Here is a 12,268-nt window from a genome sequence, read left to right as displayed (position 1 = left end):
AGGCCCATATTGCCGGTGGCCGTCTCTCGGTACGCTGCGCCCTCTACATGGCGAGCCTCTCCGCCATCCGCGCCAATCCCCCGATCCGAGACTTCTACCAGCGCCTGCGCGACCAGGGAAAACCCGGCAAGCTCGCCATCGTCGCCGCCATGCGCAAACTCATCACCACAGCCAACGCCGTCATCGCCAACGATGCACCATGGAAGGGCAAAAGCGATTGACATCAAACACGGTTGCTCAGGGGAGGGGGCGCCAGCTGGATTTTCAGTGTTCATCGTCTCCCTCCCCCTTGTGGGGAGGGATCAAGGGTGGGGGTGGTTTGGCCCCAATTTGACGATGCCGTATGAGGGTAACCCCATAGAAAAGGCCCGCCTGGAAGGGCGGGCCGAGTTTGCTGTTAGGGTCGCGAGGGAGGAGCGAGACTGCGCGAAGCGATGCGTTTCGAGGTAAATTGATCGTGGAGTGCGGCCCGTGCAGTTTTGCGAGTGGGAAGCCTCTGTGGCGGGCCAAGAGGGACACGAGCCGCACGCCACGATCAATTTTTTGGTCATTAAAGGGACCCGGCGGCAGGTGACCACCGCCGGGTGAAATCAAGCTTAGTTGTTGTAGGCGCGTTCGCCGTGGCTCGAGAGATCGAGACCATCGCTTTCGCTCGACTCCGGGACGCGGACCCCGCCGAAGATCGCCTTGACGATCAGCATGGCGACGAATGCCACGACACCGGACCAGGAGATGGCGATTGCCACGGCTGTGAGCTGGATCATGAACTGGCTGCCGACCGAGTATTCCTCGGCAACGCCCAGCGGGTAACCGCCGAGCGACGGCATGGCGACGACTGCGGTGCCGAGAGCACCGACGATGCCGCCGACGCCGTGGATGCCGAACACGTCGAGCGAGTCGTCATACTTGAGCAGCGGCTTGAGGTTGACGACGGCCCAGAGGCAGACCACGCCGGCGATGGCGCCGAGCACGATGGCGCCACCGACACCGGCAAAGCCGGCAGCCGGGGTGATGGCGACGAGGCCGGCGACGGCACCCGAGACAGCACCCAGGGTCGAGGAGTGACCACGGGTGATCTTTTCACCCAGTGCCCAGGCCAGTGCACCGGCGGCCGGAGCCAGGACGGTGTTCATCAGGGCGACGGCGGTCAAGGCGTTGGCTTCGAGGTTGGAGCCGGCATTGAAGCCGAACCAACCGAACCACAGCAGGCCGGCACCGACATAGGTCCAGACCAGGTTGTGGGGAGCGATCGGCTCCTTCATGTAACCGAGACGCGGGCCAAGCACGATGGCGGCGACAAGTGCGGCCACACCGGAGTTAATGTGAACCACGGTACCGCCGGCGAAGTCATAAGCGCCGAGGCCGAACAGCAGGCCGGGGCTCGACCAGACCATGTGGGCCATTGGAATGTAGGAGAAGGTGAACCAGATGGCGAGGAACGCCATCAGCGCGCCGAACTTCATGCGCTCGGCGATGCCGCCGATGATGAGGGTCGAGGTGATGCAGGCGAAGGTGAGCTGGAACACCACGAAGACCATTTCAGGCAGCACGAAGCCGGCCGAGAAGGTGGCAGCGGTGGACTTAAGCGTTACGCCGTTGAGGAAGAACTTCGAGAAGTCGCCGACGAATGCCGAAAGGCCGCCTTCGGTCGGGCCGGCAAAAGCCAGCGAGTAACCGTAGGCCACCCACAGGATCGAGATCATCGAGAAGCCGAGGAACACCTGGGTGAGCACCGACAGGATGTTCTTGGCGCGGACAAGACCGCCGTAGAACAGGGCGAGGCCCGGAACGGTCATCACGATGACGACCATGGTCGATACCAGCATCCAGGCCACGTCACCCTTGTCGATCACGGGGACGACTTCCCCCACGGCTTCGACAGCAGGCGCGACGGCCTCCTGGGCGAATGCCGGCAGGGCCAGCAGGAGGGAAGCAAGAGCGGTGCATCCCAGGATTTTTGACGTCTTCATCTATTTTCTCCCGATGACGCTTAGAGGGCAGCCGCGCCGGTTTCACCGGTACGGATACGGGTGACGGCGAGCAGATCGAGCACGAAGATTTTGCCATCGCCGATACGACCGGTCTGGGCGCTATCGCGGATGGCAGTGCTGACGGCGTCGGCGAGCGCGTCATCAACGGCGATCTCGACTTTCAGCTTGGGCAGGAAATGCACGGCATATTCGGTGCCGCGGTAGATTTCGGAATGGCCCTTTTGGCGTCCGTAGCCCTTAACCTCGGTCACGGTCATGCCGTGAACGTCGAGTGAGTTGAGAGCCTGGCGAACCTCTTCGAGGCGTGATGGCTTGATAATTGCTATCACCAGTTTCATGTGAGCCCCTTTGCGACTTGGCGCTTGGTCTGGAATGCTCCGATAGACTCAAGACCCGTGCCAACTCGGCTACACGCCGAAATTTCATGCATTTTCAATGCTTTAAAAATAGCCTAAGCAAATCCGCCGTCGCCGAAGCAGGTTGATGCACATTTATTGTGCAAATCCGGGGCGATCTGGGCACAAATAAGGCACAGACCGCGGCGTTTGGTGCGCTTGCGTCAAGCCGCCCTGCGGGAGCAAATGCCGGCAAGGAGATCGCGGCATGAACGACAACCTTGAATCATTTGACGTGTTGATTGTTGGCGGCGGCGCGGTGGGGCTGACGCTTGCCCTTGCGCTGGTGCAGTCAGCACGTGGCATCAGGGTCGGGCTCGTCGATCGGCGCCCACTGTCGGCGCCGCGCGACGCCCGTGCCTCGGCAATTGCCGCCGGCGTGCGCCGGGTGTTCGATGCGCTCGGCGTCTGGCCTGGCATGCTGTCGGCAAGCCAGCCGATCAGTGCCATGCGGATTACCGATTCTGGCGAAGGCGATATTTCCCGCCCGCTATTCCTGGCCTTCGACGGTGACGTAGTCCCGGGCGAGCCATTCGCCCACATGGTGCCCAATAGCATCAGCGGCCAAGCCTTGCTTGAGGCCATCGCCGGCAAGATCGAGGTTATCGCTCCGGCAACAATCACCGGCTTCGTCACCGAGGGCAATGCCGGCCGGCTGACTCTGGCCGATGGCCGCGTGCTCGCAGCGCCGCTGGTGGTTGCGGCCGATGGCGGCCAGTCGGTCTTGCGCGGCATGGCGGGCATTGGCGTTACCGGCCATGACTATCGCCAGACCGGGCTGGTCACCACCATCGCTCATGAACTGCCGCATGACGGCATTGCCTATGAGCACTTCCGCCCCGCGGGTCCGTTTGCCAGCCTGCCGCTGCCGGGCAATCGCTCGTCACTGGTCTGGACCGAGCGGACGGACGACGCCCGGCGCTTCCTCGCCATGGACGATAATACACTGGCCGCCGAGATCGAGGCTGTGATGGGCTCGACGCTGGGCGCCGTGACGCTGGAAGAAAAACTGCAGGGTTTTCCATTGCGCCTGCAGATCGCGCGCGACTTCGTGGCGCCGCGGCTGGCGCTGGTGGGCGATGCGGCCCATGTGGTGCATCCGATCGCCGGCCAGGGGCTCAATCTCGGCCTCAAGGATGTTGCCGCACTGGCCGAAGTGGTTGTCGACGCGATCCGGCTGGGCCTCGATCACGGCAGCGACGACGTGCTGGGCCGCTATCAGGCCTGGCGCCGCCTCGATACCGCCGGCATGGCAGCAATGACCGATACGCTCAACCGGCTGTTTTCCAACGACGTAGCCCCGGTGCGGGCAATCCGCGATTTCGGGCTGGGGCTGGTGGATCGGGCCGGCCCGGTCAAGGCGGCGCTGATCCGCACGGCGTCGGGTATTTCAGGCAAGGGGCCGAAGCTACTCAGCGGCTTGCCGATTTAGGCATTGGGGCTCCCATCACCCCACCCTCAATTCCTCCCCATTCAGGGGAGGGAGGCGCCAGACCTGAAGGCCGTGTTCATCGTCTCCCTCCCACCTGTGGGGAGGGATCAAGGGTGGGGGTTGTTTAGCTCGGATGAGTGGAAGGGACCCCTACCCCTTCAACTCCGGGAGCCGCCTGATCTCCTCCGGATCGACATTTCGCGCCTCATCCAGGCTGAGCAAGGGCACGCCCTTCAAAATCGGAAAAGCCAGGCGCGCGGCAACCGAGATCAGTTCGGTCTTGTCTGCCGATAGCGTCAGCCGCGTCTTGGTCAGCGGGCAGACCAGCATTTCGAGCGACTTCACGTCGATGACATGGCGCGGATTGATCGACGGGGTGGCGACCATGCCTAGTTCAGCGGCGAAGGGCTGCCGGCGGCGCCGCGCGCGATTTCATATTCGGTCATAGCGATCAGCGTTTCGGCGCGTTGCTCCAGGGTTAGCGCCTCGAGCAGCACCTGCTTTTCGGCTGGGCCATAGGGGCCGACCATGCAGCAAAAATTGACCAGGTCCGCGGTGCCGGTGCGCTCGATCTCGTCCCAGTTAAGCTCGATACTGGCAAATTCGGCATAGTCGCGCATCATGCGGACGAAGCGCTCGCGGTCCACCGTGTCCTCGCCGAAGTCGCGGGTGAAATCGCTGGCATAATCCTCGCCGGCAATGACGCCCTGGCGATAGGGTGTCATCACCGTCAGTTCATGCGCCAGCCGGAAGCGGGTCACCCCTTCGAGGATAATAAAATAGCGGCCTTCGCCGCTTTCCTCGAAATGCGTAATCCGCCCCAGACAACCCACCGTCTGCAGCGGGCTGCGGCCCTTGGGGCTTTCCTCGCTGGTATCCTCGGGTTGGATCAGCCCGATCATGCGGTCGCTCCGCAACGCCGCATCGACCATCTCGATATAGCGCGGCTCGAATACGTTGAGCGGGCGATGCGAGAAAGGCAGCAACAAGGCGCCCGACAGCGGGAAGATCGGGACGGACTTGGGCAGGTCGGCCGGGCTGGCGGGACGTTTTGGCATTTTGTCGCCTTCGCTTGTCGTGTGTTCCTACGAGAACAGAGCCGCCGAGAGCATGCGCCGGCCCTTGTTGGTCGCCGGGTCTCGCGGACCCCAGGCATCGAAAAATTCCAGCAGCTTCTTGCGTGCGCCGTCGTCGTTCCAGGTACGGTCGCGCTTGAACACGGCGATCAACGCCTCGGCGGCCTCGACCTTCTTGCCCTCGGCATTGAAAGCCAGCGCAAGATCATAACGCGCCTGGTGGTCATCTGGATCAGCGGCCACCGCCGCTTCGAGCGCTGTGGTTTCGCTGAGATTGGCGGCCTCGGCGAGCAGGCGGATCGAATTGGCGACGGTCGTATAGGCATCGCCCTTGCGCTCGGCCTCCGGCACCATATCCAGCGTCGATTGGGCCTGATCGGCTTCACCGGCAGCCAGATAAACCTTGGCGAGGCCGATCAGGGAAACGGCGTGATCCGGCTGCTGCTGGATCACCATGCCGAAGATCTGCGCGGCCTGGCCGAGGTCGCCAGCCGCCAGCGCAGCCTCGGCGGCAGTTACGGCCTCGGCGATCTTGTCTTCTATCGAGAGTTCGGCGGGCGCAGCCACCGGCCCGGCGGCAATCACCTTGTCGGCGAAGCGGCGCACTTCGCCCTCGGGCATGGCGCCCATGAAGCCGTCGACCGGGCGACCGCCCGAAAAAGCGAACACCGCCGGAATCGACTGGATGCCGAGCTGGCCGGCAATCTGCGGATTTTCGTCGATATTGATCTTGATCAGCCGGATTGCGCCGGCCTTTTCATTGACGACTTTTTCGAGCGCCGGGGTCAGTGCACGGCACGGACCGCACCAGGGCGCCCAAAAATCGACAAGCACCGGGGTATCAAGGGACGCATCGATGACGTCGGTCTTGAATGCCGCGTCGGTGGAATCCTTGATCAGCGCGCCGACAGGAACGCTGGACTGGGGGGCTGCGGCAACGCCTTTGAACGGAGTGGACATGAGGAAAACTGGACCCTTCAGCGAGGCAAACTGGGAAATTTGCGGACCTTCTTGCGCCCGCAAATGGTGGTGTGACAAGCCCCTCTATCCACAACGCGGCACGAAGATGACGGTCTGGTCAAATTGTGGGTTGCAATCGGGGTTTCGATTGGGCATATAGCGCCTCGTCGCCAGACAACAAGACTGTCCCGGCAACAAACGGAGCGCGGGTGTAGCTCAGGGGTAGAGCATAACCTTGCCAAGGTTAGGGTCGAGGGTTCGAATCCCTTCGCCCGCTCCAATCTTCCTACCCAGGAAGAAACGATCAAAAGGCCGGACCTTCGGGTTCGGCCTTTCGTTTTTTACCGATCATGACAACAAGGCCGCCTGATGGCCTTAAAACGCCCGCCGCATGCAATTTGCTTTGCTGCGACACTGGTGCTCTGATCCGCATCGCATTAGAAATCCGCTATGTTAAAAGCCCGGCGCGCTGCCGGCAATAAACCAGTGTGGAGTTGCCTTGTGATTATTGAACCGAAAATCCGTGGTTTCATCTGCACCACCGCCCACCCGATCGGATGCGCCACCAATGTGCAGCGCCAGATCGATCACGTGGTGGTCAAGGGTCTCATCGAATCATCGCGCAAGCGCGTGCTGGTGCTCGGCTGCTCGACCGGTTATGGCCTCGCCTCGCGCATCGTCACGACCTTCGGCAGCGATGCCGATACGGTCGGCGTGTCGTTCGAGCGACCGCCCGCTGAAGGCAAGACGGCAAGTGCCGGCTGGTACAATAACCGTGCTTTCGAGATCCGCGCCAAGGCCGCTGGCCGGGTGGCCGTGACGATCGAGGGGGACGCTTTTTCCGACGCGGTCAAGGCCGAAGCCATTGAGGCGATCCGCCAGAGTCTCGGTCAGGTCGACCTGATCGTCTATTCGGTGGCCTCACCGGTGCGTACCGATCCCAAGGACGGTGTCAGCTATCGCTCGGCCATCAAGCCCTATGGCGCTGCGGTCACCTCCAAAACGCTCAACACCGGCACCGGCGAAGTTTCCGAAATTTCGGTCGAGCCCGCCACCGAGGAAGAAGCTGCGGCGACCGTCAAGGTCATGGGGGGCGAGGACTGGGAGCTGTGGATCGCCGCGCTGGCCGAAGCCGGTGTGCTGGCTGACGGTTTCCAGTCGCTCAACTACACCTATCTCGGCAGCAAACTGACCTGGCCGATCTATCACAAGGGCACGCTGGGCAAGGCCAAGGGCGATCTCGATCGCGCCGCCGCTGTCATTCGCGGCCAGCACGGGGCACATGCAGCCCACGTCGTTGCCCTCAAGGCGGTGGTAACCCAGGCCAGCTCCGCCATTCCGGTGGTGCCGCTGTATGGCACCCTGCTGATCAAGGTCGAAGACGAAATGGGCCTGGGCGAAGGTCCGATCCAGCAGATCGACCGCCTGTTCCGCCACAAGCTTGCGGGCGAGCTCTTGGTGGACGAGGAAAGCCGCATTCGCGTCGACGACTGGGAACTGTCCGAGACCATGCAGGCCGAACTAACCAAGCGCTGGGCTGCGCTCACCACCGAAACATTGGCCGAACTGGCCGACCTGCCGAAATATCGCGAAGAATTCCTCCGCCTGTTCGGCTTCGGCCTCGGCGGCGTCGACTATAGCGCCGACGTCGATCCCCGCGCCGTCGGCTGATCGGCCCGAAAATCAAAAGGCCAGACGCAAGTCTGGCCTTTTTTCTTTTTCTGCTACGGCAGCGTGTGCCCGGCTGCGGTGAACAGGCGGTACCATTCCTCGCGGGTCAGCGGTACGGCCGAGCCGGCCGCCGAATCCTTAACGCGGGTCGGGTTGGTGGTGCCGAGCACGACCTGGATATTGGCGGGGTGGCGGGTGATCCAGGCCACGGCGATGCCGGTCGGGGTGACGCCATATTGCTTGGCCAGCGCATCGATGGCGTCATTCAGCGCGGCGAAATTCTCGCGATCGCCGAGGAAGACGCCATCGAAGAAGCCCTTCTGGAACGGCGACCAGGCCTGCAGCAGCATGTTGTTGAGGCGCGAATAATCCAGCAGCCCATTGTCGCGCGAGATCGACTGGTCGAGTCCGGCCATATTGGCGGCAACGCCCTGCGCAATCAGCGGCGCATGGGTGATGGAGAGCTGCACCTGATTGGCGACCAGGGGTAGCTTGACCGCGGTCTTGAGCACCTCGATCTGTCCCGGCGTGTGGTTGGACACGCCGAAACTGCGCACTTTTCCAGCCGCGACCAGTTGCTCGAACGCCTCGGCGACCTCTTCCGGCTCGACCAGCGTATCGGGACGGTGCAGCAGCAGCAGGTCGAGATAATCGGTCTTCAGCGCCGCCAGCGATTCGTCGACGGTCTTGAGAATGTGCTCCTTGGAAAAATCGAAGAAGCCGTTGCGAATGCCGACTTTGGACTGGATGAAAATCGCGTCGCGTTCGGCCGCATCGAGCTTGATCGCATCGCCAAAGCGCTTCTCGCACAGATGACGCTCGCCGCCATAGATATCGGCATGGTCGAACACATCGATCCCGGCATCGCGGGCCGCGCCGTACAGCGCCTGGATTTCGCCGTCGCTCATCTTTGGAATGCGCATCAGGCCGAGCACGACGCTGGAGACGCTGCGCCCGCTATGGGGCATTTGGTAGGTTTTCATCGAATAGGCCGCCGTTCAAACAAATGGGGCAGGCTTGCACCCGCCCCGATAGCTTAGTCAAAGCACTTTGATGCGCAAAGCCGATTACTCGTCGTCGCCGCCATCGTCGGAGTCGTCCGCGTCATCGATGCCATCGCCATCGTCATCGGTGTCATCTGCGTCATCGAAGCCGTCACCATCGTCGTCGGTATCTTCGGCATCGTCCATGCCATCATTGTCGCTGTCGTTATCGTCGGCGTCGTCGATGCCGTCACCATCATCGTCGGTGTCTTCTGCATCGTCGATGCCATCACCGTCGCTGTCAGCACCTTCGGAATCCTCCTCGGCTGCTTCGCTGGTGAGTTCGGCGGCATATTCTTCGCTGCTGACGGTTTCCTCGATGATGGATTCCGAGCTTTCATAGTTCTCGGTCATCTCGACCGAATACTCCTCGTAAAATTCCTCATAGGAGAAGCTGGTTTCAGTGGTCCAAGAGCTCCAACTGGAGACGCTCGCCATATCAAAACTGCTCTCGTAAAGATCCAGCGTGATGGTGAACAGCGTCGCGGCCAGCACGCCATCGCGATAGTAGTCGAAGCCGAAATCAAAATCGTTCTGTAGGATCCAGTAATACACCACCTCGTCCAGATCGATTGGACTGACGATGGCGTGGCCGCGGACCCTGGAGATGACATCACCGGGCAGTATGCCCTGGCTATCGGCCACGCCGCCGGGCTCGGTCGCAATGACCAGAACACCGGTATCGGCCGCAGCAAGAGCAAATATCGACCGTACGGTGTCATCGATCGGGAGCAGTACGGCACCGAGCGCGCGGGAGATATAGGGGGCGGGTAGCATAACATCGCCGGCAAGGGCGTATGACTGTGTCGAGTAGGCGATCGGGGCGGCCGCCAGATGAATGGCGGCTGCGGTCAGGACAAGCACTTTCGCAAATTTGTGCATCAACAGGTTCCCATAGAAGCCGGAGTTCCGGCCTGCACAAGGCTTCATAAGCCATGCGGCTTGTCATGGATAACATCTGGAGCGACAGCATGTCGCGGCAAGATTCACGACTTGACAAATCAAATATCGGACTCCTAGTCGTCCACCGCGCCCAGAAATTGCGTCAGCTCCCGTGCCGCCGCGCCACCGGCGCGATTTGCCCCAACAGTGGACGCCGAGGGTCCATAGCCCACCAGATGCACCCGTGGGTCGCGCGCCACTTGCGTTGCCAGCCGGCCGGTCATGGTGATGCCGCCGGATTCTTCGCGCAGTTGCAGCGGCGCCAGATGATCGAGTGCCGAGCGGAAACCGGTGCACCACAGGATCACATCGACATCCAGCGAGTGCCTATCAGCCCAGCGCACGCCGGTCGGGGTGATCTCGCTGAACATCTCCTGCCGCTCAAGCACGCCGCGATCGCGCATGGCAATAATCGCCGGGCTGAGCGGCAGCCCCGTCACCGACACCACCGAGTTGGGCGGTAGACCGGCGCGCACGCGGTCCTCCACCAGCTTCACCGCCTCGCGACCCGCATCCTGATCGAACGGGCCTTCGCGAAAGCACGGCGGCGCGCGGGTCACCCAGCTTGTTCGTGTGACCAGCGAAATCTGGTCGAGCAGCTGGATCGCCGAAATACCGCCACCGACAATCAGCACATGCTGGCCGACAAAGTCTTCGGCGCGGTAAAAATCGTGGGTGTGCAACTGTCGGCCCGCGAAACTCTCGCGTCCCGGATAATCAGGGATGAACGGTTTCTCCCAGGTGCCGGTGGCGTTGATAATGCCGCGCGCCGAAAACAGGCCGCGGTCAGCTTCGACGCGCAGCCGCTCGCCGCGCTCGCAAACCACGCCGACCGTGGCCGGTCGCAGCACCTGCAGCCCGAAATGGCCCTCATAGGCAGCAAAATAATGCGGCACCGCGACCGAGGCCTTGACCGTGTCGTCGCCCCCGGCAATCTTGGCAAAGCTCATGCCCGGCAGGTCGTGCACCCGGTTGACGGTGGAGAGCGTCAGCGACGGCCAGCGATATTGCCAGGCGCCGCCCGCCTGGGGCGCCCGGTCGAGCACGATAAAATCACGGCCCGGCTGCAGACCCAATTGCTTGAGGTGATAGGCCGCGCTCAGCCCGGCTTGTCCAGCGCCGATGACCACGATGTCGAGCTTGAGCGCCACGCGTGTGCCCTGATCCTGATCCGCCACTCTGGCCCCCGTCACTGTCCATACCCATGTATGGTCACCGTGCCTGCCGGGCAACCTCTGCGCCCGCAGCGTGTTTTGAACGACCAAGGAGAATACTGATGTCCCATGTTACCTATGATGTCGTCGAGCACGATGGCGGCTTTGCCTACAAGGTCGGAGACGTGTTCTCCGAGACCTTCCCTAGCCATCAGGCTGCCCATGACGCAGCCGCGGCTGCCGCTCGCCGGCAACAGGTCGGTGGCAATGACGAGGCGATCCAGTATCAGGATGCCAAGGGCGCATGGCACGAAGAGCAGGCCAGCGGCGGCGACCGGCCGGAGACCGATGTCGAAGATGAACTGAAGGATTAGGGTTCGATCCAACTCAACCGCATAGGTCCGTTGGGCTACGGCACAGGGCGTCGCACCGACCTCTTTCTCCCTCGGACTTGATCCGAGGGCCAATAACCATTTGCGCCGAATGAGGAGCGGCCCTCGGGTCAAGCCCGAGGGAGAACGGAGGGAGGGGTTCCTGCCTCCTAAAACCTAGAGCGCATTGCCATCGGCATTGAACAAATGCACGCGCGCCGGGTCGATATAGGCCGTTACCGTCGAACCCAGCTCGACCGGACGCTGGCCTTCCAATACGATGTTGACCGGCTGGCCGTTGGCCGTGGTGGCATAAACCACCGTCTGGCCGCCGAGATTTTCGACCAGATCGACCCGCACGTCGGCCAGCTTGATGCCGGTTCCGGGCTGCAGGGTAATGTGTTCGGGACGCGCACCCAGCGTCGCCGTACCTGCCGCGGATCGCGGCAGAGCCAGCGCATTGCCGGCCACTGAAATGCCGCTGCCATCGGCTGTGGCGGTCAGGAAGTTCATCTTGGGCGAGCCGATGAAGCCAGCGACGAACAGGTTCTTCGGATTGTTGTAGAGCTCGAGCGGCGCGCCGGCCTGTTCGATGACGCCGAGCCGCAGCACCACGATCTTGTCGGCCATGGTCATGGCTTCGACCTGGTCGTGGGTCACGTAGATCATGGTGTTACCCAGATCATTATGCAGCTTGGCGATCTCGACGCGCATCTGCACGCGCAGTTCGGCGTCGAGGTTGGACAGCGGTTCGTCAAACAGGAAAATCTTGGGCTCGCGCACGATGGCACGGCCGATGGCGACGCGCTGGCGCTGGCCGCCGGAGAGCTGCTTGGGCTTGCGCTGCAGCAGCGGCACGATCTGCAAAATGTCCGCCGCACGCTGCACGCGCTGCTGGATTTCGGCCTTGGGCGCCTTGGCGGTTTCGAGGCCAAAGGCGAGGTTTTGATAGACGTTCATATGCGGGTAAAGCGCATAGGACTGGAATACCATGGCGATGCCGCGACGGGCCGCCGGCACGTCGTTCATGCGCTGGCCGTCGATCACCAGGTCGCCGCCGGAAATCGGTTCGAGACCAGCGATCATGCGCAACAGCGTGGACTTGCCGCAGCCCGAGGGACCGACGAATACGGTGAACTCACCCGGATCGATATCGAGGTCAATATTGTGGATGACCTCCATGTCGCCATAGGCTTTTACGAGCTGCCGAAGCTGGATGCTGGTCGCCATGGA

Annotated in this window: 12 protein-coding genes, 1 tRNA gene and 1 pseudogene; 5 read left to right on the top strand and 9 right to left on the bottom strand. The window is 62.3% G+C overall.

The features are described from left to right. A pseudogene (locus tag WH91_RS23410) lies at positions 1–221 on the top strand (IS110 family transposase); the annotation flags it as partial. A 375-nt stretch (positions 222–596) separates the two neighbouring features. On the opposite strand, the gene WH91_RS10995 reads toward WH91_RS23410, so the two are convergent. Together WH91_RS10995 and WH91_RS10990 are read right to left on the bottom strand one after the other, a co-directional pair. Then, positions 597–1,970 (bottom strand): ammonium transporter, encoded by a 1,374-nt coding sequence (locus WH91_RS10995; RefSeq protein WP_052952755.1) that lies wholly within the window; start codon positions 1,968–1,970, stop codon positions 597–599. A gap of 20 nt (positions 1,971–1,990) precedes the next feature. Further along, positions 1,991–2,329, bottom strand: coding sequence for a P-II family nitrogen regulator (locus tag WH91_RS10990; RefSeq protein WP_046134535.1), 339 nt, complete (start codon positions 2,327–2,329; stop codon positions 1,991–1,993). A 265-nt stretch (positions 2,330–2,594) separates the two neighbouring features. Between WH91_RS10990 and WH91_RS10985 the strand changes: the two genes are divergently transcribed. Then, entirely contained in the window at positions 2,595–3,818 is a 1,224-nt protein-coding gene (locus WH91_RS10985) for an FAD-dependent monooxygenase (protein WP_046171054.1), read from the top strand. 150 nt (positions 3,819–3,968) lie between these two features. Here the strand turns inward: WH91_RS10985 and WH91_RS10980 are convergent, their stop codons facing one another. From WH91_RS10980 to WH91_RS10970, 3 genes are read right to left on the bottom strand one after another with little or no spacing between them, the layout of a single operon-like run. Next, positions 3,969–4,205 carry a Trm112 family protein gene (locus tag WH91_RS10980; protein ID WP_046171053.1) on the bottom strand — a complete coding sequence of 79 codons (237 nt, stop codon included), beginning with the start codon at positions 4,203–4,205 and terminating at the stop codon, positions 3,969–3,971. A 2-nt stretch (positions 4,206–4,207) separates the two neighbouring features. Next, entirely contained in the window at positions 4,208–4,876 is a 669-nt protein-coding gene (locus WH91_RS10975; protein ID WP_046171052.1) for an LON peptidase substrate-binding domain-containing protein, read from the bottom strand. Positions 4,877–4,903: 27 nt separating this feature from the next. After that, positions 4,904–5,854, bottom strand: coding sequence for a thioredoxin family protein (locus tag WH91_RS10970; protein WP_046171064.1), 951 nt, complete (start codon positions 5,852–5,854; stop codon positions 4,904–4,906). A gap of 205 nt (positions 5,855–6,059) precedes the next feature. On the opposite strand from WH91_RS10970, the gene WH91_RS10965 reads away from it, so the two are divergent. Next, positions 6,060–6,134: transfer RNA gene (locus tag WH91_RS10965), tRNA-Gly, on the top strand. 221 nt (positions 6,135–6,355) lie between these two features. Then, positions 6,356–7,525 (top strand): enoyl-ACP reductase FabV, encoded by a 1,170-nt coding sequence (fabV, locus tag WH91_RS10960; RefSeq protein WP_046171051.1) that lies wholly within the window; start codon positions 6,356–6,358, stop codon positions 7,523–7,525. A 53-nt stretch (positions 7,526–7,578) separates the two neighbouring features. Here fabV and WH91_RS10955 read toward each other — a convergent pair whose 3' ends face one another. The 3 genes from WH91_RS10955 to WH91_RS10945 all read right to left on the bottom strand — a co-directional run bounded on the left by WH91_RS10955 (position 7,579) and on the right by WH91_RS10945 (position 10,688). Beyond that, positions 7,579–8,508, bottom strand: a complete 930-nt coding sequence (locus tag WH91_RS10955) for an aldo/keto reductase (RefSeq protein WP_046171050.1) — start codon at positions 8,506–8,508, stop codon at positions 7,579–7,581. An 84-nt stretch (positions 8,509–8,592) separates the two neighbouring features. Further along, on the bottom strand, positions 8,593–9,450 hold the full coding sequence (locus tag WH91_RS10950) for a PDZ domain-containing protein (RefSeq protein WP_046171049.1): 858 nt from the start codon (positions 9,448–9,450) through the stop codon (positions 8,593–8,595). A gap of 134 nt (positions 9,451–9,584) precedes the next feature. After that, a complete protein-coding gene (locus WH91_RS10945) occupies positions 9,585–10,688 on the bottom strand; it encodes an FAD-dependent oxidoreductase (protein ID WP_244542292.1) in 1,104 nt (367 codons plus the stop codon). 98 nt (positions 10,689–10,786) lie between these two features. On the opposite strand from WH91_RS10945, the gene WH91_RS10940 reads away from it, so the two are divergent. Continuing rightward, positions 10,787–11,038 (top strand): hypothetical protein, encoded by a 252-nt coding sequence (locus WH91_RS10940; protein WP_046171047.1) that lies wholly within the window; start codon positions 10,787–10,789, stop codon positions 11,036–11,038. A gap of 174 nt (positions 11,039–11,212) precedes the next feature. Here the strand turns inward: WH91_RS10940 and WH91_RS10935 are convergent, their stop codons facing one another. Beyond that, positions 11,213–12,265: an ABC transporter ATP-binding protein gene (locus WH91_RS10935; protein WP_046171046.1), complete on the bottom strand. Its 1,053-nt coding sequence runs from the start codon at positions 12,263–12,265 to the stop codon at positions 11,213–11,215. Positions 12,266–12,268: the final 3 nt, after the last annotated feature.

Origin of the sequence: Devosia psychrophila, assembly GCF_000971275.1 — a bacterium.
In the GTDB taxonomy this organism is placed as follows: Bacteria; Pseudomonadota; Alphaproteobacteria; order Rhizobiales; family Devosiaceae; genus Devosia; species Devosia psychrophila.
Note: the sequence above shows the minus strand (reverse complement) of the source record. Positions and strands in the feature narration are given on the sequence as shown.

Bases quoted from the DNA above. Each gene is read 5' to 3' on its own strand.
- WH91_RS10995 (WP_052952755.1), bottom strand. From the start codon at position 1,970: ATGAAGACGTCAAAAATCCTGGGATGCACCGCTCTTGCTTCCCTCCTG.
- WH91_RS10990 (WP_046134535.1), bottom strand. From the start codon at position 2,329: ATGAAACTGGTGATAGCAATTATCAAGCCATCACGCCTCGAAGAGGTT.
- WH91_RS10985 (WP_046171054.1), top strand. From the start codon at position 2,595: ATGAACGACAACCTTGAATCATTTGACGTGTTGATTGTTGGCGGCGGC.
- WH91_RS10980 (WP_046171053.1), bottom strand. From the start codon at position 4,205: ATGGTCGCCACCCCGTCGATCAATCCGCGCCATGTCATCGACGTGAAG.
- WH91_RS10975 (WP_046171052.1), bottom strand. From the start codon at position 4,876: ATGCCAAAACGTCCCGCCAGCCCGGCCGACCTGCCCAAGTCCGTCCCG.
- WH91_RS10970 (WP_046171064.1), bottom strand. From the start codon at position 5,854: ATGTCCACTCCGTTCAAAGGCGTTGCCGCAGCCCCCCAGTCCAGCGTT.
- WH91_RS10955 (WP_046171050.1), bottom strand. From the start codon at position 8,508: ATGAAAACCTACCAAATGCCCCATAGCGGGCGCAGCGTCTCCAGCGTC.
- WH91_RS10950 (WP_046171049.1), bottom strand. From the start codon at position 9,450: ATGCACAAATTTGCGAAAGTGCTTGTCCTGACCGCAGCCGCCATTCAT.
- WH91_RS10940 (WP_046171047.1), top strand. From the start codon at position 10,787: ATGTCCCATGTTACCTATGATGTCGTCGAGCACGATGGCGGCTTTGCC.
- WH91_RS10935 (WP_046171046.1), bottom strand. From the start codon at position 12,265: ATGGCGACCAGCATCCAGCTTCGGCAGCTCGTAAAAGCCTATGGCGAC.